Origin of the sequence: Streptomyces nymphaeiformis (assembly GCF_014203895.1) — a bacterium.
Lineage (GTDB): Bacteria > Actinomycetota > Actinomycetes > Streptomycetales > Streptomycetaceae > Streptomyces > Streptomyces nymphaeiformis.
The window spans coordinates 762,548-784,588 of the sequence record NZ_JACHJY010000002.1 but is presented as its reverse complement, the minus strand read 5'-3'; the positions used below and the strand labels follow the sequence as shown (position 1 = coordinate 784,588).

General features: G+C 70.5%; 18 protein-coding genes. 8 read left to right on the top strand and 10 right to left on the bottom strand.

What is annotated here, in order from left to right; all coding sequences use genetic code 11:
* Positions 1 to 49 precede the first annotated feature (49 nt).
* The 10 genes from GGE06_RS09220 to GGE06_RS09175 all read right to left on the bottom strand — a co-directional run bounded on the left by GGE06_RS09220 (position 50) and on the right by GGE06_RS09175 (position 11,465).
* The gene (locus tag GGE06_RS09220) at positions 50 to 3,247 is read right to left on the bottom strand and encodes a glycosyl hydrolase family 95 catalytic domain-containing protein (protein WP_184930487.1); all 3,198 of its coding nucleotides are present in this window, start codon (positions 3,245 to 3,247) and stop codon (positions 50 to 52) included.
* Between the two features lie 177 nt (positions 3,248 to 3,424).
* Entirely contained in the window at positions 3,425 to 4,066 is a 642-nt protein-coding gene (locus GGE06_RS09215; protein WP_184930486.1) for a LutC/YkgG family protein, read from the bottom strand.
* Positions 4,063 to 5,562 carry a LutB/LldF family L-lactate oxidation iron-sulfur protein gene (locus tag GGE06_RS09210; RefSeq protein WP_184930485.1) on the bottom strand — a complete coding sequence of 500 codons (1,500 nt, stop codon included), beginning with the start codon at positions 5,560 to 5,562 and terminating at the stop codon, positions 4,063 to 4,065. The genes GGE06_RS09215 and GGE06_RS09210 overlap by 4 nt, the downstream gene beginning before the upstream one ends.
* Positions 5,559 to 6,299: a (Fe-S)-binding protein gene (locus GGE06_RS09205; protein WP_116156993.1), complete on the bottom strand. Its 741-nt coding sequence runs from the start codon at positions 6,297 to 6,299 to the stop codon at positions 5,559 to 5,561. Before GGE06_RS09205 ends, GGE06_RS09210 begins: the two co-directional genes overlap by 4 nt.
* Positions 6,290 to 7,198 carry an amidohydrolase family protein gene (locus GGE06_RS09200; RefSeq protein WP_184930484.1) on the bottom strand — a complete coding sequence of 303 codons (909 nt, stop codon included), beginning with the start codon at positions 7,196 to 7,198 and terminating at the stop codon, positions 6,290 to 6,292. The genes GGE06_RS09205 and GGE06_RS09200 overlap by 10 nt, the downstream gene beginning before the upstream one ends.
* On the bottom strand, positions 7,195 to 7,506 hold the full coding sequence (locus GGE06_RS09195) for an L-rhamnose mutarotase (protein ID WP_184930483.1): 312 nt from the start codon (positions 7,504 to 7,506) through the stop codon (positions 7,195 to 7,197). Before GGE06_RS09195 ends, GGE06_RS09200 begins: the two co-directional genes overlap by 4 nt.
* Positions 7,503 to 8,513 (bottom strand): aldo/keto reductase, encoded by a 1,011-nt coding sequence (locus tag GGE06_RS09190; protein ID WP_116156996.1) that lies wholly within the window; start codon positions 8,511 to 8,513, stop codon positions 7,503 to 7,505. Before GGE06_RS09190 ends, GGE06_RS09195 begins: the two co-directional genes overlap by 4 nt.
* Positions 8,510 to 9,268 carry an SDR family NAD(P)-dependent oxidoreductase gene (locus tag GGE06_RS09185; RefSeq protein ID WP_093877974.1) on the bottom strand — a complete coding sequence of 253 codons (759 nt, stop codon included), beginning with the start codon at positions 9,266 to 9,268 and terminating at the stop codon, positions 8,510 to 8,512. The genes GGE06_RS09190 and GGE06_RS09185 overlap by 4 nt, the downstream gene beginning before the upstream one ends.
* Positions 9,265 to 10,602 carry an L-fuconate dehydratase gene (locus tag GGE06_RS09180; RefSeq protein ID WP_184930482.1) on the bottom strand — a complete coding sequence of 446 codons (1,338 nt, stop codon included), beginning with the start codon at positions 10,600 to 10,602 and terminating at the stop codon, positions 9,265 to 9,267. Before GGE06_RS09180 ends, GGE06_RS09185 begins: the two co-directional genes overlap by 4 nt.
* An 11-nt stretch (positions 10,603 to 10,613) precedes the next feature.
* On the bottom strand, positions 10,614 to 11,465 hold the full coding sequence (locus tag GGE06_RS09175) for a fumarylacetoacetate hydrolase family protein (RefSeq protein ID WP_093877972.1): 852 nt from the start codon (positions 11,463 to 11,465) through the stop codon (positions 10,614 to 10,616).
* 470 nt (positions 11,466 to 11,935) lie between these two features.
* On the opposite strand from GGE06_RS09175, the gene GGE06_RS09170 reads away from it, so the two are divergent.
* From GGE06_RS09170 to GGE06_RS09135, 8 genes are all read left to right on the top strand, one after another.
* Complete coding sequence (locus GGE06_RS09170) at positions 11,936 to 12,985, top strand: sugar ABC transporter substrate-binding protein (protein ID WP_116156998.1); 1,050 nt, start codon at positions 11,936 to 11,938, stop codon at positions 12,983 to 12,985.
* Positions 12,986 to 13,087: 102 nt separating this feature from the next.
* On the top strand, positions 13,088 to 14,674 hold the full coding sequence (locus tag GGE06_RS09165; RefSeq protein WP_116156999.1) for a sugar ABC transporter ATP-binding protein: 1,587 nt from the start codon (positions 13,088 to 13,090) through the stop codon (positions 14,672 to 14,674).
* A 2-nt stretch (positions 14,675 to 14,676) separates the two neighbouring features.
* Entirely contained in the window at positions 14,677 to 15,720 is a 1,044-nt protein-coding gene (locus tag GGE06_RS09160; RefSeq protein ID WP_093877969.1) for an ABC transporter permease, read from the top strand.
* 81 nt (positions 15,721 to 15,801) lie between these two features.
* A complete protein-coding gene (locus tag GGE06_RS09155) occupies positions 15,802 to 16,503 on the top strand; it encodes a FadR/GntR family transcriptional regulator (protein ID WP_116157000.1) in 702 nt (233 codons plus the stop codon).
* A 723-nt stretch (positions 16,504 to 17,226) separates the two neighbouring features.
* A complete protein-coding gene (locus GGE06_RS09150; RefSeq protein WP_181924397.1) occupies positions 17,227 to 18,402 on the top strand; it encodes an ROK family transcriptional regulator in 1,176 nt (391 codons plus the stop codon).
* A gap of 381 nt (positions 18,403 to 18,783) precedes the next feature.
* Complete coding sequence (locus GGE06_RS09145) at positions 18,784 to 20,082, top strand: ABC transporter substrate-binding protein (RefSeq protein ID WP_116157002.1); 1,299 nt, start codon at positions 18,784 to 18,786, stop codon at positions 20,080 to 20,082.
* 111 nt (positions 20,083 to 20,193) lie between these two features.
* Complete coding sequence (locus tag GGE06_RS09140; RefSeq protein ID WP_184930481.1) at positions 20,194 to 21,162, top strand: carbohydrate ABC transporter permease; 969 nt, start codon at positions 20,194 to 20,196, stop codon at positions 21,160 to 21,162.
* Complete coding sequence (locus tag GGE06_RS09135) at positions 21,159 to 22,022, top strand: carbohydrate ABC transporter permease (protein ID WP_184930480.1); 864 nt, start codon at positions 21,159 to 21,161, stop codon at positions 22,020 to 22,022. Before GGE06_RS09140 ends, GGE06_RS09135 begins: the two co-directional genes overlap by 4 nt.
* Positions 22,023 to 22,041: the final 19 nt, after the last annotated feature.

The window sequence follows — 22,041 nt, the reverse complement described above, 5'->3', positions numbered from 1 at the left end:
ACGGAGCCGGTCGTCCCCTCGGCGGCAGTGTCCTTCCCGGTTCCCGCCGTCAGCGCTTGGCCGGCTTCACGTTCTTGTCGACGCCGTTCACCCGCACGGCGACGGTCGCCTGCGTGGGCGCCCGGTCGGCCACGATCCGGTAGGACGTGACCTTCCCGTCCCGCCATTCGCAGCTGACCTCGTAGCCGCCGCGGGCGCGCAGGCCCCTGAAGGACCCCTTGGCCTTCCATTCGTCCGGCAGTGCGGGCAGCAGCCGGATGACGCCGTCGTGGCTCTGCAGGAGCATCTCCGCCACGGCGCCCGAGATGCCGAAGTTGCCGTCCATCTGGAAGGGCGGATGGTTGCAGAACAGGTTGGGCAGCGTGTTGAACGTCAGCAGTCCGCGCAGCATGATCCCGGCGCGGTGCCCGTCGCCGAGGCGGGCGAAGAGGGCCGCCCGCCAGGGCCAGGTCCACGAGCGGCGGCTGTCGCCCGTCACCGTGGCGGCCGTGAACGGGACGCCGTCCCGCTCCCCGCACCTCGCCTTGAGCGAGACCAGGGCGGCGGCCGCGAGGTCCGGCGTCCTCGTGGTGATCTGCCGGCCCGGGTAGACCGCGAAGAGGTGTGAGGTGTGACGGTGGGTGTCGGTGGGGCTGTCGATGTCCTCCTGCCACTCCTGCAACTGCCCCCACCGTCCGATCCTGTTCGGCGCGAGGCGCGCCTGCATGTCCGCGACCTTGGCCCGGTAGGCGGGGTCCGCGCCGAGTACCGCCTCGCAGTCGAGGTAGTTCTGGAACAGGTCCCAGATGATCTGCTGGTCGTACATGACCCCGTCCTCGCGCGGCCCGTGCTCGGGGGACCAGCCGTTCGGCGCGACGAGGAAGCCGTCCTCGCGTTCTTCGAGGTGCCCCTCCCAGAACGTGCAGATCTCCTTGATCATCGGGTGGGCGACGGTGCGGAGGTAGACCATGTCCTGGGTGAACGCCCAATGCTCGTACAGGTGTTGCGCGTACCAGGCGCTCGCGACGGTGTTCCACTCCCACGCGTTGCCGCCGAAGACGCTCTGGCTGGTACGGGCGGTCCACCCCCGGGAGTCCGCGCCGAAGGCGTTGCGGGTCGCCACGCGGCTGGGGACCGCCACCTGCCGGACGAACCCGACGAGCGCCTCGTGGCACTCCGGCAGGTTCGTCGTCTCGGCTCCCCAGTAGTTCATCTGCACGTTGATGTTGGTGTGGTAGTCGGAGGCCCACGCCGGCGCGTTGCTGTCGTTCCAGAGCCCCTGGAGGTTGGCGGGCAGCCCTCCCGGGCGCGAGGAGCTGATCAGCAGGTAACGCCCGAGGTCGAACATCGTCTGTTCGAGGGTCGGGTCCTGCCCGCCTGCCGCGTACCGAGCGAGCCGGACGGGGGTGGGGAGGGCGACGACGGCGTCACCTGTGGTGCCCCAGTCGACGGAGACACGGTTCATGAGGGCCCGCGTCCCGGCGATGTGCTCCTCGCGCAACTCGTCGTAGGACCGGGCGGCCGCCGCGTCGAGCGTCCTCGCGACGACCGGTTCCGGATCGACTCCGCGCCATCCTGCGGCGGCGTCGAGCTTGTAGTCGGTGCGGGCGTCGAGCAGCAGAGTCAGGCTCGTACAGCCGCTGAACCGGAGCGTCGCCCCCTCCGCGCGCACCTCTCCGTCCGCGTGCGCGACGTGGAGGGCGCACGCGTGCTTGAGGCCGTTGCCCATGACGCCGCGGAAGGCGATCCTCCCTGCGGTGGCGTCGACGGTGGTCGGAGCCCCCTCTTGTCCGGACGTCAGGGAGATCACGCCGGACAGCCCCCGGTCGGCGTCCGAGGTGTACCGGAAGACCATGACGTCCGCGGACCGGCTGGCGAAGGCCTCCCGCAGGGCGCGCCGCCCCGGCGCGCCGAAGCGGGTGACATGGAGGCCCTGGGCGAAGTCCAGGGCACGCTGGTAGTCGACGAACGTGCGCAGAGTGCGGGTGTCGAGACCCGTGCCCGCCAGGGCCACCTCCGCGATCTGGAAGCCGGTGGACGCCTTGCCGGGGGTGAAGGTGATCCGGTAGGTGCGGTAGGCCGTGGTGTTGGTGATCCGGTAGGTCCGGGTCTCACCGCGGCCGGCGAAGGACGCTCCCGGGTTCTGGGCGTCGAGGGTCACCCAGACCTGCCCGTCCTGCGACGCCTCGAACACCCACCTCCGGGGGTCGTCCTGCGAGCGGTCCGGGGCCGCCGTCAGCGCGTACGACGTGACGACGGCCGCGCGGGGCAGGTCCGCCTGCCAGACGACCGCGGGTGCGCCTCCCTCCACCCGCCAGACGGTGGCGGGATCGGCGTCCACCGAACGCGAGATGTCCTGCGCCCCTGCCTCGGCGCCCGATCCCTCGGAGTGTCCGCTCGGCGAGGACAGGTACATCGCGCCTCCCCCGACGAGGTCGACTCCGGGCAGGGCTATCTCGCTCACCTGGAAGTGGCTGACTCCGGCCTTGGGGACGAAGTCGAAGCGGTAGAAGCGGTAGGCCCCGGTGCCGCCACAGGTGAATTCCTTCGTCTGGAAGCGGCTCTCGAAAGGTGCCGCAAGAGTGCGGCTGTCCAGCGTGGTCCAGGTGGCGCCGTCGGAGGAGCCGGACAGCGTCCACTCCTGCGGGTCGCGCTCCGGAACGTCGTTGGCGCTCGTCAGACGGTAGGTCGCGACCGCGACGGGGTCGGGCAGCTCGACCTGCCACTGCACCTTCGCGCCCGGTCCCTCGATGCACCACTTGGTGCTCGGCGTGCCGTCGTACGTCTTGTCGACGCCCTCCGTGGAGGAGGTCCGGTACGGGCCTCCGGGCGCCGTGACCTGCGGGCGGGCGTGGAAGGTGACCACGGCGTCACCGAAGTTCCGGTAGGAGCCGAAGCCGGTCATGCCCGTGTCGAAATCGCTGTCCGGCTTGCCCGCGAGGGCGTTGTCGTAGTCGTTGACCCCGCCCCACAGGCTCTGCTCGTTGAACTGGATGCGCTCCTGGTCGGGGTCGGCGAAGAGCATGGCGCCCAGTCGGCCGTTGCCGATCGGCAGGGCCTGTGACTGCCAGTCCAGGGCAGGGACGGGATACTTCAGCGCCGTACGGGAGAGGGTCGGCCACTGGAGGACCGCGGCCGTGGGGGCCGTCGCGGCCGCGGCTTGTCCGGCCGGCGTCCAGTCGGTCAGCTGAGTGACCAGAGGTGCGAGTGCGAACGCACCACCGAACTTGAGGATGCTCCGTCGCTGCGGTCGGACCTCATCGGTCATGGCAGGGTCTCCCATCCATGGAGGGGTTCTCTTGCGGGGAAGTGGGGGCTCAACGGCTTTCGCCGAAGGCGTCGTCATCTTTGCGGCGCAAGAGATCCGATGTCTAGAGTCGTGCACCACCCATGACACCCTCAACTCGGCAGCGAGACACCGCACATGGGGGTATACATCGGAGGTTTAATGCGGTCTCTCGTCCTCGATCACGACGATGTCCAGAATCCTCGGCCCGTGCACGCCCTCCACCCGGTCCAGTTCGATGTCACTGGTGGCCGAAGGCCCCGAGACCAGCGTCAGCGGTCGGTACGGGTCGAGCAGGCCGAGCGCCTCGGGCACGTCGGGGGCGATCCGGTCCGCCCTGATCACGCAGACGTGCTGGTCCGGCAGCAGGGTCAGTGCCCTGCGGCCCTGACCGGGGCCGTGGTCGAGGGCCACCGTGCCGGTGACGGCGATACCGACGGCGACGGTGGTGACCACGGCGTCCGCGGTGTCCAGTCGGCCGACCGTCAGGGGCGGCGCGTCCGCCAGCCACGTCCACGACCCCTCCGGGAGCAGATCCGCGGGAAATCCGGGCGGCACGACCACGGACCGCGCTCCGGTACGCGCCAACGCGCGGCCGACCGCCGCGGCGGCGTCGGCCGCCGCCACCCGGACCACCACGGCCCGGTACTCGGCGGCGCGCTCGGCGAACAGTCCGACGACGTCCGGCCCCGCGTGGTCGGCGCCGGGACCACGCGAAGGAGCGTCGTCGGGACTCTCGGAGTCCGGCACGCCGGCCAGCGCCACCCTCACCGCGCCCAGCACGGCCTCACGATCACTCATCGTCGTTCCTTCCCTTCGGTCTCCGTACGGCCTTCGTCTCGCGTGCCCGTCCTCGTACGGCGCCACCAGGCCCGCATCGACTCCCGGGGTGGCACGGGTGTGTCCCGGGTGCCGGACCAGCGGGCGAACGGCCCCGGCAGCGCGCCGATCCGGCCGTCGCGGGACAGCAGGCGGGCCCCGAGGACGGCCAGCCTCTGGACAGCGGCGAGCCGCCTCGGCGAGGACAGGACGGCACTCGCGGCCTTCATCGCCAGCGCCTCCGGGGTGGGCAGCAGCCGACTCCGCCGCTCGGCCTCGACGACTTCGGCTCGCAGGTGGACCAGCACCTCCGGAATGTCGATCTTCACGGGGCAGGCGTCGTAGCAGGCACCGCACAGGGTCGAGGCGAAGGGCAGCGAGGCGGCGTTCTCGACGCCGACGAGCTGCGGGGTCAGGACGGCGCCGATCGGCCCGGGGTAGACGGAGCCGTAGGCGTGACCGCCGGTGCGCTCGTAGACCGGGCACACGTTGAGGCACGCCGAGCAGCGGATGCAGGCCAGCGCCTGACGGCCCACCTCGTCGGCCAGGGTGGCGGTGCGGCCGTTGTCGAGCAGTACCAGGTGGAAGCTGCTGGGCCCGTCTCCGTCGGTGACGCCGGTCCACAGCGAGGTGTACGGGTTCATGCGCTCGCCGGTCGAGGAGCGCGGCAGCAGCTGGAGGAAGACGTCCAGATCGGCGAAGGCGGGCAGGACCTTCTCGATGCCCATGACCGTGATCAGGGTCTCCGGCAGGGTCAGGCACATCCGCCCGTTGCCCTCCGACTCCACGACCACCACCGTGCCGGTGTCGGCGGCGGCGAAGTTGGCTCCGGAGACGGCGACCTTGGCCCGGAGGAACTTCTCCCGCAGATGGAGACGGGCGGCCTCGGCGAGATCGCGCGGGTCGTCGGTGAGCGTGTCGGGTGCCGGCCTGCCCCACTCCCCCATCTCCCGTCGGAAGATCTCCCGGATCTCGGAGCGGCCCCGGTGAATGGCCGGCACGAGGATGTGTGAGGGGCGGTCGTCTCCCAGCTGCACGATGAGTTCGGCGAGATCGGTCTCATAGGCGCGGATGCCGGCGTCGGCGAGCGCCTCGTTGAGTCCGATCTCCTGCGTGGCCATCGACTTGACCTTGACGACCTCACGCTCGCCGGTCGCCCGGACCAGCTCGGTCACGATGCGGTTGGCCGCCGCGGCGTCGGCGGCCCAGTGCACCGTTCCGCCCGCCGCGGTCACCGCCTCCTCCAGGCGCAGGAGGTAGTGGTCCAGGTGACGGAGCGTGTGCCTTTTGACGGCCGCGGCCGTCTCCCGCAGCTCCTCCCAGTCCTCGAGTTCGGCGGTGACCGCCAGCCGCTTGTCCCGGATGGTGCCGGTGGCCCGGCGCAGGTTCGCACGCAACCGGGTGTCGGCGAGCGCTCCGCGCGCGGCTTCGGGGAAGGCCGGGGCGCCCAGCCACACGACGTTGTCGGCACCGCTCACCGTGTGTGTCCTTCCGTGGCGGCCAGGATCTCGGCCAGGTGCAGGGTTCCGACGCCCGTACGGAGGCGGGAGAGTCCGCCGCCGATGTGCGCCAGACACGAGTTGTCACCCGCGCACAGGAACTCGGCGCCGGTGTCTTGGACATGGCGCATCTTGTCGGAGAGCATGGCGTTGGACACGTCCGCGTTCTTCAGCGCGAAGGTGCCGCCGAAGCCGCAGCAGGATCCGGCGTCGGGCAGTTCGACGAGGTCGATGCCCTTCACCGCGCGCAGCAACTGCAGGGGCCGGTCGCCGACCCGCAGCATGCGCAGCGAGTGGCAGGTCGGGTGGTAGGTGACGCGGTGTGGGAAGTACGCCCCGACGTCGGTGACGCCGAGCACGTCGACGAGGAGTTCCGACAGTTCGTACACCGTCGGCACCACCCGATCGACCGCCTCGGCGAGGGCCGGGTCCCCGTACTGGGCGGCCACCACGCGGTGGTGGCCGCGCACCATGCCGGCACACGATCCGGAAGGGGCGACGACGGCGTCGTAGCCCGCGAAGACCTCGGCGAAGCGGCGCACCAGGGGCAGGGCCTCGGGGCGGTAGCCGGTGTTGAAGTGCATCTGGCCGCAGCAGGTCTGCCCTTGCGGGAACTCGACGGTGTGGCCGAGGCGCTCGAGGAGTGCGGTGACCGCGCGGCCCGTACGGGGGAACATCGTGTCGTTGAAGCAGGTGATGAAGAGGGCTATGCGCACGGTGCTTCCTTCGGCGTACCCGGGGATCCGATGACGGTCAGCCCGTAGGTCCGCGTGGCGGTTCCGGCGAAGACCTCGTGGCGTTCCGCCGGATCGAGCCGCGCCGTCACCGCGTGTGCGGCGCCGAGGACTTCGGCGTAGGTCGCCGCGAGACGGCAGACGGGCCAGTCGGATCCGTACATCAGCCGCTCCGGCCCGAAGGCGTCCAGGACCGTGTCGGCGTACGGCGCGAGGTCGTCCGGGGTCCATGAGTCCCAGTCGGCCTCGGTGACCATGCCTGAGAGTTTGCAGACGGTGTTGGGCAGGGAGGCGAGCCGTCGGATCCGCCGGGTCCAGGGGGCGAGTTCACCGGATCCGATGGGCGGTTTGCCCAGGTGGTCGAGGACGAAGGTGAGTCCCGGCAGGAGTGCGGCGGCCTCCGTCGCGGCCTCCAGCTGATGGGGCTTCACCACGAGGTCGTAGACGAGCCCGGCCTCGGCGACCGCGGCGAGACCGCGCAGCACGTCGGGGCGGGTGAGCCAGCGAGGGTCAGGTTCTCCCTGCACCTGGTGACGGATGCCGACCAGATGGTCGCCGCCCGGTCCTCCTCGCAGGCTCGCGAGTGTGTCGGCGACGTCGGCGGCGGTCAGGTCGGTCCAGCCGACCACACCGGCGACCAGGTCGCTGCGCGCGGCCAGGGACAGGAATTCCGGGGTCTCCTCCGGCACGGTGATCGTCTGCACCAGCACGGTGGCGACGACTCCGGCCGCGCGGGCCTCGGGCTCCAGGTCGGCAAGGGTGAAATCACGCCGCAGCGAAGCCAGTTCGGGTCCGGAGATCCAGTCCTGGTCGCGTACGGACAGCTCCCAGAGGTGGTGGTGGGCATCGACGACGCGGAGCTCGGGGTAGGGGGTGGTCACAGCTGCCACACCACCGGCAGCGAGGCTTCCGCTCCCTCGGCGGAGTAGTCGTGGGCGACGTCCAGGAGTCCCGCCATCCGCACCTGCCAGGCGATGTTGACGGGCAGCCTCCCGAGCGCGGCGATCATCGCCGCGTAGTCGTCGACCTCGAGTGCGTGGAACAGATCGGTGCCGCTGCGCCAGATCGTCCACTCGCTCACGCCGGCGGCGCGGATGGCGTCGGTCAGCTCCTCGGGCACCTCGCGGTGCGCCGCCTCGTACTCCTCCACGCGGTCGGCGCGGACCCTGGTGTGCAGGGCGACCCTCATGACTCCTCCTTCGACGGTGCGGCGTGGGGAACGGGGACACCCGCCGCGAGGAGACCCTCGGCGCGCAGTTCGTCCCACAGCGCGTCCGGGACCGGCCGGCGCAGCTGCTCCACGGTGTCGCGCACCTCCTCGGGGGACCGTGCGCCCGTCAGGACGCTTGCGACGGCGGGGTGACCGAACGGGAAGTGAAGGGCGGCGGCGCGCAGCGGGACGCCGTGGCGTCCGGTGATCTCCAGGAGCCGAAGGGCACGGTCGAGCACAGGCTGCGGGGCGGGCGCGTAGTCATACGTGGCACCCGGTCTCGGATCGGTGAGCAGGCCGGAGTTGAGTACGCCTCCGATGATCACGTCACGACCGCGGGCGGCCGCCTCCGGCAGCAGCTCGCCGAGCCCGTCCTGATCGAGCAGGGTGTAGCGGCCGGCGAGGAGGACCACGTCGATGTCGGTCTCGCGCAGGAAGCGGGCGGGCAGCGCGGACTGGTTCATCCCGACGCCGATCGCCCCGACCACGCCTTCGGCGCGCAGCCGCTCAAGGGCCGGGTACGCCTCGCGCAGGGCCTGCTCGGCGTGGTCGTCAGGATCGTGCAGGAGGGCGAGGTCGACACGGTCGAGGCCGAGGCGGTCCAGGCTCGCCTCCAGGGAGCGCAGCACCCCGTCGGCGCTGAAGTCCCAGACTCGACGGTGGGTCGCCGGAACGGCGAAGCCGTGGGCGAGGTCGTCGCCGGCGCGGCCCTCGGCGTCGGGCACGAGGAGGCGGCCCACCTTGGTGGAGAGGGTGTACGCGTCTCGGGGGCGGCCGTGCAGGGCCGCCCCCAGGCGCCGCTCCGACAGGCCCAGACCGTAGTGGGGTGCGGTGTCGAAGGTGCGGACGCCGGCGTCCCAGGCGGCGTCGACGGTGGCGCGGGCCGTCTCGTCGCTCACCGGCTCGTAGAGGTTGCCGAGGGCGGCGCAGCCCAGCGCCAGGCGTGAGCCCCGGAGGGCATCGCCGCCCGCGGTGGTGGTCCTCACTGGCGGACCGCCGGGCGCAGGCGCAGCCCTTGCATGCCGCCGTCGACCGCGAGTGCGGTGCCGGTAACGCTGGCCGCGGCGGGACCGGCGAGGTACACGATGGCAGCCGCCACCTCCTCGGCCGTGACCAGTCGGCCCATGGGCTGGCGGCCTTCGAGGGCGGCGCGCTCGGCCCGGGGGTCCTCGGCGGCTTCCAGGAGCCGGCCCACCCAGGGCGTGTCGGCGGTGCCGGGGTTGACGCAGTTGACCCGGATGCCCTCGCGGACGTGGTCCGCGGCCATGGCGAGGGTCAGGGACAGTACGGCGCCCTTGCTCGCGGAGTACAGGGCCCGCTGCGGCAGCCCGGCGGTGGCCGCGATGGAGCAGGTGTTGACGACGGCGGCGTGTGCGGATCGGCGCAGATGAGGCAGGGCGGCCCTGGTGGTGCGGACCATGCCGACGACGTTGACGTCCAGGACGCGGTGCCACTGCTCGTCGTCGTTGTCCTCGACGGTCCCGGCGGCGCCGATGCCCGCGTTGTTGACGAGGATGTCGATCCCGCCCAGTCGCGCGGCGGCGGTGTCCACAGCCGTGCGTACCGAGGCGTCGTCCCCGACGTCGGCCTTGAGGGAGAGCACCGGTTCGGGCACGCCGGCCGGGTCGAGGTCGAGCACGGCGACCGCCGCGCCGCGCGCGGCCAGCGCGCGGGCCGTGGCCAGTCCGATGCCGGAAGCGCCGCCGGTGACGACGGCCCTGAGGCCTGACAGCTCGGTCATGCCGCGTTCTCCTGTCCGGTGCGGTCGGCGACCCAGAACGTTCCGTCCGGGTAGCGGTACTCGGCGATGGACTCCGCCCGCATGGCGGCGGAGAAGCCGGGGGCGAGCGGCGCGGCGTAGTGGCCGTCGCGTATCACCACGGGGTCGGTGAAGTGCTGGTGGAGGTGGTCGACGTATTCGATCACGCGGTTCTCCGTGGTGCCGGACAGTGCGAGGTAGTCGAACATCGACAGGTGCTGCACCAGCTCGCACAGCCCCACCCCGCCGGCGTGCGGGCAGACCGGCACACCGGACTTGGCTGCGAGCAGCAGGATCGCGAGGTTCTCGTTCACGCCTCCCACCCGGGCGGCGTCGATCTGGAGGACGTCGATGGCGCCGGCTTCCAGGAGCTGCTTGAAGACGACACGGTTCTGGACGTGCTCGCCCGTGGCGACCTTCACCGGTGTCACGGCCTTGCGGATCGTCGCGTGACCGAGGATGTCGTCGGGGCTGGTGGGCTCCTCGATCCAGTACGGGTCGAATTCGGCGAGGGCGCCGGTCCAGTCGATCGCCTCGTTCACGTTCCACCGCTGGTTGGCGTCGATGGCGATGCGGATGCCGGCGCCGACGGCGGCACGTGCGGTGCGCAGTCGTCGGATGTCGTCGTCGAGGTCGGCGCCGACCTTGAGCTTGATCTGGGTGAAGCCGTCCGCGACCGCCTGCCGGGCGAGCCGGGTGAGCTTGTCGTCGGAGTAGCCGAGCCAGCCCGGGGACGTGGTGTAGCCGGGGTAGCCGCGTTCCAGCAGCGCCGCCTCGCGTTCGGCGATCCCTGCGCGCCCCTCGCTGAGGAGGTGGAGGGCTTCCTCGGGTGTGAGGGCGTCGGCGATGTAGCGGAAGTCGACCTGGGAGACCAGCCACTCCGGCTCGGCGTGGGCGAGCAGCTGCCACAGCGGCTTGCCCTCGCGCTTGGCGGCGAGGTCCCACACGGCGTTGACGACGGCGCCGATCGCCATGTGCATCACGCCCTTCTCGGGGCCGAGCCAGCGCAGCTGGCTGTCTCCGATCAGGTCACGGCTGAGGGAGCCCGGGTCGGCGCACAGTTCCGCCACGGGGCGTCCCACCACGTGGTGCCGCAGCGCGTCGACGGCGGCGACCTGGACGTCGTTGCCGCGTCCGATGGTGAAGGTGAAGCCGTGTCCTTCGAGCCCGTCGGCCGCGTCGGTGCGCAGGATCAGGTAGGCGGCGGAGTAGTCGGGGTCCGGGTTCATCGCGTCCGAGCCGTCCAGCTCCCGTGAGGTCGGGAAGCGGATGTCGAAGGTGTCGACCGCGGTGATCCGGGCGGGAGTTGCAGTCAAGGGGGTGCCTTTCACGCTTGGCCGAAGGTCTGGCGCTGGCTGCCGAGCCCGTCGACGGACAGCTCGACGGTGTCGCCGGGAGTCAGGAAGGGGGTGCCGGGCAGGCCGAGGGCCACGCCGGCGGGCGTGCCCGTGTTGATGACGTCGCCCGGCTCCAGGACCATGTACTGGCTGAGGTACGACACGATGTGGTCGACCGGGAAGATCATGTCGCCGGTGTGGCCGTCCTGCCGCTTCACACCGTTGACGCTGAGGTGGAGTCCGAGGTTCTGGGGGTCTCCGACCTCGTCTGCGGTGACGAGCCAGGGGCCGAGGGGGTTGAAGGTCTCGCAGGACTTGCCCAGGTCCCACTGGGGCGAGTACTCCAGTTGGAACTCGCGCTCCGACACGTCGTGGCTGACCGCGTATCCCGCGATCACGGCTCGCGCGGCGGCCGGCCCGTCGAGGTAGCGCGCCCGGCGGCCGATGACGACGGCGAGTTCGACCTCCCAGTCCGTCTTCACCGAGCGGCGGGGGATCAGCACCTCGTCGTACGGGCCCACGACCGTGCCGGGGTCCTTCATGAACACGACCGGTCGCGAGGGGAGCGGCGCGCCGGTCTCGGCGGCGTGGTCCCGGTAGTTCAGGCCGACGCAGACGACCTTGCCGGGGCGGGCGACGGGTGCCCCGATGCGTAGTCCTTCCGGGTCCAGCTCGGGCAGCGATCCCTCCGCCAGCGCCGTACGAGCCCGGTCGAGACCGCCCGAGGCGAGGAAGGCGCCGTCGATGTCGGAGGCCACGGAGGAGAGGTCGAGCAGCCGGCCGTCGTCGGTGCGGACGGCGGGCCGCTCCTCACCGGGGGCACCGACACGTAGCAGTTTCACAGGACAACTCCCTTGCCATGGCTGGTTCGTCGAGGAGGTCGACCGCAGGTGTCTTCGACGGCCCGCGTCCTCAGGCTTCGGACACGGTCATCGGAGGTATGGCGGCAGCGCGACTGTAGACACAAGGAGGCGGGACCCGCAACGGATACATCCGATGTATCTCGGAACTCCAGGCCTGACGTCCGGTAAATCGTTGTGAGCGGACCCTTGTCAACGTCGGCAACACCGTCGTAACGTCCTCGACGTCCGGGATACATCGGAGGAATGCGAGGTGCCTCCGCATCCACTCGCCTCCGAAGCCTCGGCCACCGGCTGGACCTCACGTGCCTTTCCCCGGGCACGGTCCCGCACGCCACGCGCCGGGCCGCCCTCCGCCCGGACGGCGGGCTCGCCCTCCCCGGCAGGCGAATCCGCCACCTCCCACCCTCGCTCTGCGGCTCCCCCGCCCCGGCTCAGGAGAGAACACGGTCATGAAGCTCGCTCGCACCCGTTCCACCGCCACGGCAGCCGTCGCCGTCCTCGCGGCGCTGTCCCTCGCCACCGCGTGCAACCGCGAGGGCGCGGACTCGGCCGCCTCCGGCAGCGGCAAGCCCGCCATCGGCATCGACCTGCCGCGCTCCGACTCCGACTTCTGGAACTCCTACGCGCAGTACCTGAACAAGGACATCGCGTCCGGAGGTGTCCACACGCTGCCCCTGAGCAACTCGCAGAACGACGTCACCAAGCTGGTCGCCAACGTGCAGGTGTTCCAGAACACCGGGGCCAAGGCCGTCGTCATGGCGCCCCAGGACACCGGAGCCGTGGCCTCGACCCTCGACACCCTGTCGGCGGCGAAGATCCCGGTGGTCAGCGTCGACACCCGGCCGGACAAGGGCGACGTCTACATGGTGGTCCGGGCCGACAACCGGGCGTACGGCACCAAGGCCTGCGAGTTCCTCGGCAAGCAGCTGAACGGCGAGGGCAAGGTCGCCGAACTGCAGGGCGCCCTGGACTCCATCAACGGGCGCGACCGCTCCGAGGCGTTCGCCGCGTGCATGAAGACGAAGTTCCCGAAGATCAAGGTCTTCGAGCTGCCCACCGACTGGAAGGGCGACGTGGCCTCCGCGAAGCTCCAGTCGCTGCTCGCCCAGAACCCGGATCTGAACGGCATCTACATGCAGGCCGGCGGCGTCTTCCTGCAGCCGACGCTGGCACTCCTGGAGCAGAAGGGGCTGCTGAAGCCGGCCGGCGCGAAGGGCCACATCTCGATCATCTCCAACGACGGCATCCCGCAGGAGTTCGACGCGATCCGCAAGGGGCAGATCGACGCCACCGTCTCCCAGCCCGCCGACCTCTACGCCAAGTACGCGCTGTACTACGCCAAGGCAGCGACCGAGGGCAAGACCTTCCAGCCGGGTGCGACGGACCACGGCTCCACCATCGTCAAGATCCCGAACGGCCTGGAGGACCAGCTGCCCGCTCCGCTGGTGACCAAGGAGAACGTCGAGGACAAGGCCCTGTGGGGCAACAACGTCGGCTGACCGCCGACACCCGCGGTGGAGAGGGTGACATCGCCCTCTCCCCGCACCGCTCCCCGCGTTCCCCAGCACCCCGGCATCCGCACACGAAGGACGGTATCCACCATGGCGGACACCGCGACCGCCCCGGCGACGGGCCCCGGGCATCCGGCCCCGGTGGCCGAGGCCACCGGCATCACCAAACGGTTCGGCGCGACCGTCGCCCTGCGCGACGCCCGCATCAGCGTCGCGGCGGGCGAGTCGCACGCCCTGGTCGGACGCAACGGCGCCGGCAAGTCGACGCTCGTGTCCGTCCTCACCGGACTCCAGCGACCCGACACCGGATCCCTGCGCTTCTCGGGCGCACCGGCACCCGCCCTCGGCGACATCGACGCCTGGCGGTCCCGCGTCGCCTGCGTCTACCAGCACTCCACGGTCATCGGCGACCTCACGGTCGCCGAGAACCTCTTCCTCAACCGGCAGAGCGCCGGACCGCTGCGGCGCATCCGATGGAAGCAGCTCCGGGTCCGCGCGGAGGAGTTGCTCGGCGAGTACGGGGTGGAAGTCGACCCCGCCGCACGGGCGAAGGACCTCACCGTCGAGCAGCGGCAGTTCGTCGAGATCGCCCGGGCACTGTCCTTCGGCGCCCGCTTCATCATCCTCGACGAACCGACCGCCAAGCTCGACGCCCGTGGCATCGGCCGCCTCTTCGACAAGCTCCGCGACCTCCAGGAGCAGGGCGTCGCCTTCCTCTTCATCTCCCACCACCTGCAAGAGGTGTACGACCTCTGCAGCACCGTCACGGTCTACCGCGACGCGGCGCACGTCCTCACCGCGCCGGTGGCCGAGCTCGGCCACCAAGCGCTGGTCGAGGCCATGACCGGCGAGTCCGCCTCCGTCACGCCCGTGGCCGAGGGCAGGGCTCCGGCGGTGACGGCCGACTCGGCGGAACTGCTGACGATCGACGCGCTGACGCTGCCCGGTGCCTGCGAGGAGCTGTCGCTCTCGGTCCGCTCGGGCGAGGTGGTGGGGCTCGCCGGTTCAGCGGCCAGCGGCAACGTGCAGGTGGGCGAGGCCGTCGCCGGTCTGCATCGCGCCAGGGGCGGCAGGATCTCGGCCGGCGGCAGGACCGTACGCACCGGCAGCGTGCCGTCCGCCCTCGCCGCCGGGGTCGGTCTGGTCCCCGAGGACCGCCATCTCCAGGGGTTGGTGAACGACCGCAGCGTGGCGGAGAACGCGACGCTCACCGTCACCGATCAGCTCGGCCCGTTCGGCACGGTGCTGCCCTCCCGGACGAAGGTCTTCGCCCAGCGCATGATCCGGGATCTCGACATCAAGACCCCGGGCGCCGCCACCCCCGTCTCCGCCCTCTCCGGTGGCAACCAGCAGAAGGTCGTGGTCGCGCGCGCCCTCGCCACCGACCCCCACGTCCTGGTGGCCATCCGGCCCACGAACGGTGTCGACGTCAAGTCCAAGGAGTTCCTGCTCGGCAGGATCCGACAGGTCGCCGACAGCGGCAAGGCCGCGCTGATCGTCTCCGACGAGCTCGACGACCTCAAGGTGTGCGACCGGGTCGTCGTCATGTTCCACGGACGGGTGGTCGCCGAGTTCCCGCGCGGTTGGAAGGACGAGGACGTCGTCGCCGCGATCGAGGGCGTCGCCGCCCCCGGCACCGCATCCCCTGCGTCCGGCACCGACAAGCACGGAAGGTAGTCATGTCCGCCACCACAGATCTCACCGAGCCCGCGACGAGCGCGACGGAGCCGGCCGCAGCGGACCCCGTGCGTCGCCGCGTCGACCTCGGCCGCTTCCGCGAGCTGTCCCTCGTCCCCGCCATCCTGGTGCTCGGCCTGATCGGATTCATCGTCTCGCCGGCCTTCCTCACCGCCGACAACCTCATCGGCGTCGCCCAGCAGTCCACCGAGCTGAGCCTGCTCGTCCTCGCCACGACGTTCATCCTGATCTGCGGGCGGATGGACCTCTCCCTGGAGTCGACCATCGGTGTCGCTCCCCTCGTCGCCGTCTGGCTGGTCCTGCCCACCAGCGGAGGCCGGTTCAGCGGTCTCGGGCTCCTTCCCGAGTGGACGGCCGTACCCCTGTGCCTGCTCGTCGGCGCGCTGATCGGCGCCGTCAACGGATTCCTGATCCTCAAGCTGCGCCTCAACGGCTTCATCGTGACGCTGGGGGCCCTCACCATGCTGCGCGGCCTCCAGGTCGCGCTGTCCGAGGGCCAGTCCATCATCGACCTGCCGCCGTCGTTCACCTATCTGGGCAAGGCGTCCTGGCTCGGCGTACCCGCCGCGATCTGGGTCTGCGCGGCGCTCTTCGCCATCGGTGGCAGCGCGCTGGCCTGGCTTCGGCACGGCCGGGCCCTCTACGCCATCGGCGGCAACCCCGAGGCGGCCCGCACCGCCGGCATCCGCGTCGAACGGATCGTGTGGATCGCCCTCGTCGTCGGCGGTGTGCTCGCCGCGTTCGCCGGCATCCTCTACAGCGGCCACTACGGCTCCATCTCCGCGACCCAGGGCAGCGGCTGGATCTTCCAGGTGTTCGCGGCGACCGTCATCGGCGGCGTGAGCCTCAACGGCGGCAAGGGGTCGGTCTTCGGTGCCCTGACGGGTGTACTGACCCTCCAGCTCGTCGTCAACGTCATGACGCTGGCGGGGGTACCGCCCTTGTGGAACCAGTTCCTCAACGGCCTCATCATCATCGTCGCCCTGGTCATCTCCCGCTTCGCCTCCGGCGAGAAGCAGGAATAGCCTCACCCCACGAACGGCTCCGCCCGGCCCCGCAGCGGGCGGAGCCGCCACCCCGTACACACCCGGCTTGGAGACACGCTCGTGGCACTGACCGACGAGGCCATCGACAAGATCAAGGCGATGATCGTCACCGGAGAACTCGCACCCGGTTCCCGCCTTCCGAAGGAAGAGGTCCTCGCCGAACAGCTCGGCCTGTCCCGCAGCTCGCTGCGCGAGGCCGTCCGGGCTCTGACCGCCATGCGGATCCTGATCACCCGGCAGGGCGACGGCACGTACGTCTCCAGCCTGGAGCCGCACCTGCTCCTGGAGAGCCTCTCCTTCGCGGCCGACGTCTCCCAGGGGCAGACCGCCCTGCAGCTGCTCCAGGTCCGCAGGCTTCTCGAACCGCAGGCCACCGGACTCGCCGCCGCCCTGCTGCAACCGGACGATCTGACGGAACTGCGGCACCTCCTCGACCAGTGCCGCTCCGCGGCCACCGTCGAGGAGTTCGTCGCCCACGACATCGCCTTCCACCTCAGGATCGTCGAAGCCGTCGGCAACCCGGTGCTGTCCATGCTGCTGTCCGTGCTCTCCACCCGTACCCAGCGCGTGCGCATCATGCGCGGCAGCCGGACCAGCCACGCCCTGGAGAACGCCCACAGGGACCACGAGGAGATCCTCCGCGCACTGGAGGCACGGGACACGCTGCTCGCCGTCTCCACCGCGACCACCCACATCAGCGCCGTCGAGCAGTGGCTGGCAGCCGGCCTGGACGACAACTCGCTGGGATCCATCGACGACTGAGCGACCGCGTCGGGCACACGCTGTGGCGCGAGCGCTGTGGACGGCCGGCAGGGCTGTCCAACCGACTTCCAGCCCGTCTCGCCCTTCCGGTGACGCGCGGAAACCTGTCAGGTTCTCGCCAAGCCGGGTTCGGGCGGCGTCGGCGTCTTCTTCGGCAGGTGATGTCCGCAGCCCCCTGGCCGCGGCCCGGCACCGCCGGCGGCCCTCCCGCCTCCCAGGGGCGACGGACGAGTCCCTTCCGAGGCACTGGAGAGAGCCGAGGGGCCACGGGAACCGCCCAAGAGCAAGCAGCCACAGGCGCCTTGCGGCGACGGTCGTGACACCGGCCGCTGCCGCCGCGCTGCCCGGCCGGTGCCGCCGACCAGGACCACGTCCTGCCGACGATGAGGCTCGACGAGCCGTTCGAGGCGAAGCTTCCCGACTCGATGAAGCCGGACTCGACGAACCGGGGGTGTCCCCGGGGTGCGTGGCCGGGACCCGGCGTGCGTGCCCTTCGGTCTCGTCGGCGGGGACTTGTCACGCCGCCCTGATGACCGTGCCCCGTCCTACCGCACCGCTCGGGCGCTGCCGTCCGTCCCCGCCCCCCGCGCCGAGACGCCACCAGGGACGCCGCACCGGTGGGGCCCGCGATTCCCTTCACTTCTTTTCTTGACGCAAGAAAGTATCTACGCCAGACTCGCGGCAACACTGAGATGTCATGGGGATGCCAGGGAGGGATGTGACGTGACCACGCCGACGGCTCTGGTCCCGGATCAGACAGGAGCCGAGATCTTCGCCCAGGTACTCACCTCGGGCCCGGTCTCACGCACGGTGATCGCACAACGGCTCGGACTGTCCCCGTCCACCGTGACCCGGCTGCTCACGCCGCTGATCGAGGGCGGCTATCTGAGCGAGACCGGACAGCAGAGCGCGACCGGGCTCGGTCGCCCCCAGCGCCTGCTTCGGGTCAACACCGAACAGCACCTGGTCGTCGGGATCCAGATCGCGCGCACCCACGTCGCGGCCGTGCTCACCGACCTCGGCGCCCGCCCGCTGCTCCGCATGGAGCGTTCACTCACGTCCCTGGAGCCGGCCCATGTGCTCTCGGTGGCCGCGGACCTGACGGCCCGGCTCATCGCCGAGGCGCGGACCGGTGACGCGAAGGTCCTGGGCATCGGGGTCGGCGTGGGCGGCCACGTCGACGCGGCCGCCGGCGTGTGCCGTTCGGCGGTTCGCCTGGGCTGGACGGACGTCGCCGTCGCGTCTCCGCTGAGCGAGGCGACCGGACTTCCGGTGGTGGTGAACAACGACGTCAACGCCCTGGTGATCGCCGAGCGCTGGTTCGGAGAGGGGAGGGAGGTCGACTCCTTCGCCGTGATCTCCGTCGGGCGGGGCGTCGGCGGTGGACTGATGCTCCATGGAGTCCTCCACTCCGGGGCCGGCGGACTGGCCGTCGAGTTCGGGCATCTGCCGATCGAGCCGAACGGCCCCGACTGCGCCTGCGGCAACCGGGGTTGCGTGGAGGCCCTGGCATCCTCCGACGCGGTGCTTCGCCTGTTCCAGGAGGCCGGCGGCCGGCCGGATGCCGACTACGACGCGGTGGCGGAGTTCGCGCGGTCGGGCACGGAGATCGACCGACGGGCCGCGCTCCACGCGTTCTCCGTCGCCGGCGACGCCCTCGGGCGCGGCCTGGCCTGCCTGTGCAATCTGCTCAACCCCGGTCTGATCGTGATCGCGGGAGAGGGCGTCGTGGCGTACGAGCACTTCGGACCGGCGATGACCGCGGCCTTGGAACGACATGCCGTCTCCACGGCCGCCCGCGACTGCGTGATCAAGGTCGACGAGGCCAGCGAGACGTTGTGGGCGCGGGGTGCTGCCTGCCTGGTGATCAGGGAGAGCGTCCGCGCCCGACTGTCCTGAGAGGCCGCCCCACTCCTTGCCTCCCCCGTGCGGCTCCCGCACCGGGTACCGCCGCACGCAAGGGAAAGAACACTCGACGCCAGCCGTCGGTCACCTTAGCCATTCGCGACTGAATTCCTTACCCGGCCCACCCGACCGTGCCGCCTCTCGACGAAGAATCAATTCGAGAGCGACGGCCTGCGCAGCATGCCCTGGATCAGGCACAGGAAAGGGCACAGGAAAACCCTTGGAAAGGGTATTGACCAGCCCTCCATAAAGGGCTGAATAATCCTTCACGGATTCCACGAGATCGCAGATTCCACGGGACTTGAATGGGCCAATCGGAAGCCCGTCCGGTCCACCCCTCCCGCTCTTCTCATCACGTCGTTCACGAGGAAAGCCATGCGCACGTTCACGCACAGATCCGCAGCCGCCGCAGCAGCCCTTTCTCTGGCCCTGATGGGGACCGGCTGTTCCGGCTCCGACTCCCCCGGCGACTCGTCCCCCAAGGGGCCGGTGTCCATGGAGTTCTGGGGCTGGGCCCCCGGCTACGACAAGATCACCGCCCAGTGGAACGCCGCCCACCCCGACATCAAGGTGACGTTCAAGCAGATCCCGTCCGGTGCCAAGGGCGGCTACGACCAGATGACCAACGCGATCACCGCCGGCAAGGCCCCTTGTCTGGCCCAGGTCGCCTACAGCGACATCCCGTCGATGCTGGTCAAGAACGCGCTGATGGACATCACCCCGTACGCCTCCGGGGACACCGGCACGTACCTGGACTGGGCCGTCGCCGCTTCCTCGGCCGGTGGCAAGGTGTACGGCATCCCCGTGGACACCGGGCCGATGGCGCTGTACTACCGCACCGACCTGTTCAAGAAGTTCGGCATCGCGAAGCCTCCCACGACCTGGGAGGAGTACGCCGCCGACGCAGCCGCCGTCCACAAGGCCGACCCGAGCGTCGCCTTCGGCACCGCGCCCCAGGACGCCTACGACATGTCCGCCCTGACCTGGCAGACCGGCAAGTCCTGGTTCGGCACGTCGGGCGGTTCCTGGAAGGTCGCCATCGACAATCCGGGCACCCAGCAGGTCGCCACGTACTGGCAGGGTCTGAAGGACCGGAAGCTGGTGATGAACAACGGCAACGCCTGGGACCCGACCTTCAACAAGGCATCGGAGGCCGGCAAGGTCATGACCTTCGTGAACGCCTCCTGGGCCGCCGCGGGCATCAAGGGGGACCTCAAGGACCTCGCCGGCAAGTGGGCCGTGGCCCCGATGCCGACCTGGGCCTCGGGCGACAAGGCCAGTGCGAACTCGGGCGGTTCCGCCACCTCCGTACTGACCGGCTGCAAGACGCCCGAGCAGGCCGAACAGTTCGCCGCGTTCCTCTCGGGGGACAAGGAGGCGATCGGGACCGGCATCACCGTCGGCGGCCTGTACCCCGCCTCGAAGGCCGGTCTCGACCACCCGCTGCTCTCCCAGGGCGACCCCTACTTCGGTGGGCAGAAGATCTACGACGTCTTCAAGCAGTCCGCGGCGAACACCCCTTCCACCTGGGTGGCCGGGCCGACGTTCGGCCAGATCGAGGCCGACTACACGGACGCGATCGGCAAGGGCGGCTACGCCCAGGCCACCACCGTCGTCCAGCAGAAGACGATCGACAAGATCAAGAGCCTGGGCCTCTCCGTGAGCGGCAACTGACCCCCAGAAAAGCGCAGATCGCCCGAGGGAGACTCCGCGGCGCCGCCCGGGGCGCGGCGCCGCGGAGCCGGTCCCCCGTCCGCACCGCAACCGCGTCGAGGAACGAACACCATGAGCTCCCAGACCGCACCACCTCCCGTACCGGCACCACCTCTGACACCGGCGCCGCCGCGCGCGTCGGCCGCGCCGGGCCGCCGCCACCGGACCGCGCTGAACGCCGCGGGGTTCCTGGCGCCGTTCGGCCTCCTGTTCGCCGCCATGATGCTCGCGCCGATCGGATACGCGATCTACCAGAGCTTCTTCACGGTGCGCCGTGAGGGTCTGTTCGGCGGCGCGCAGACCACACGGTTCGCCGGCTTCGACAACTTCCTCGACGCCCTCCACGACGCCGACTTCACCGCTTCGCTCGGCAGGGTCGCGCTGCTCGGTGTCGTCCAGGTGCCGGTGATGCTCGGGCTGGCCCTCGCGCTCGCGCTGCTGCTCGACTCGCGTTCCGCCCGGTTCAAGAAGACGTTCCGGCTGACGTTCTTCCTGCCGTACGCCCTCCCGGGCGCGATCGCCGCCGTGATGTGGTCGTTCCTCCTCGTGAAGGACATCTCGCCGTTCACCGGTCCGCTGTCCGCCCTCGGCATCCACACCGACTTCCTGTCGGCCGGCTGGATCCCGGTGTCGATCGGCAACATGATCACCTGGGGGTGGACCGGCTACAACATGCTGATCATCTACTCGGCGCTCCAGGCCGTTCCCGGTGAGGTGATCGAGGCCGCCACGCTCGACAACTGCACCGGCTGGCGCCTGGCCTGGTACGTCAAGATCCCCCTGGTACGGGCCGCCCTGGTCCTCACCACGGTGTTCTCCGTCATCGGCACCGCCCAGCTCTACACCGAGCCGGCCGTGCTCGCCGCCGCCCGGATCCCCGGCGCCTCCAGCAAGTTCAGCCCGATCATGAACACCACCCTCAACGCCTCGCAGGCGAACCCGAACCTGGCTGCCGCCGAATCGGTTCTGCTGGCGCTCGTGACGCTGGTCCTCTCCTTCGGGGTCCTGAAGTTCGCCCAGCGAAGGATGGCCGACGCATGACCACCAGCCGCGGCCCGATGGCCACCCGCAGCCCCCTCCCCGCCCGCCTGGTCGTCAACGCCCTGCTGGGCCTGATGACCCTCTACACCCTGGTCCCGCTCTGGTGGCTGTTCGTCTCGGCGACCAAGGGCGAGGGGTACCTCTACCGGGGCAGCCCGCTCTGGTTCTCCCACTTCGACCTGGGCGGCAACCTCAGCCGCGTCTTCTCCTTCCAGGACGGGGCCTTCTCCTCCTGGCTGGCCAACAGCGCGCTCTACAGCCTGCTCGGCGCGGCCGTCAGTACGCTCCTCTCGGTCATGGCCGGCTTCGCCCTGGCCAAGTACCGGTTCCGCGGTCGCGAAGCGATCTTCAACGTGATCCTGGCCTCCGTGCTGATCCCGGCACCGATGTTCGCCCTGCCGCTGTTTCTCATGCTGGCCAAGCTGCAGCTCACCGACACGTACTGGGCGGTCCTGCTCCCCAGCTTCGTCAGCCCCTTCGGGGTCTACCTCTCCCGCATCTACGCGTCGGCGTCCGTCCCCGACGAACTGCTGGAGGCCGCGCGCATGGACGGTGCCGGTGAGCAGCGGGCCTTCTTCCGCATCGCGCTGCCGGTGATGACGCCGGCGCTGGTGACGGTCTTCCTGTTCCAGTTCGTGAGCGTCTGGAACAACTACCTGCTGCCCGCGCTCATGCTCAACGAGGCCTCGAAGCTGCCGGTCACCGTCGGCCTGGTCCAGTGGCGGTCGGAGTTCGCGAACGGTGTGCCGCCGATGCTTCCGATCACCGGGGCGTTCGTCTCCCTGGTCCCGCTGCTCATCGCCTTCGTCTCGTTGCAGCGCTTCTGGCGCAGCGGTCTCACCGCGGGCGCCGTCAAGTAGCAGCCCCCACCCACCCGAA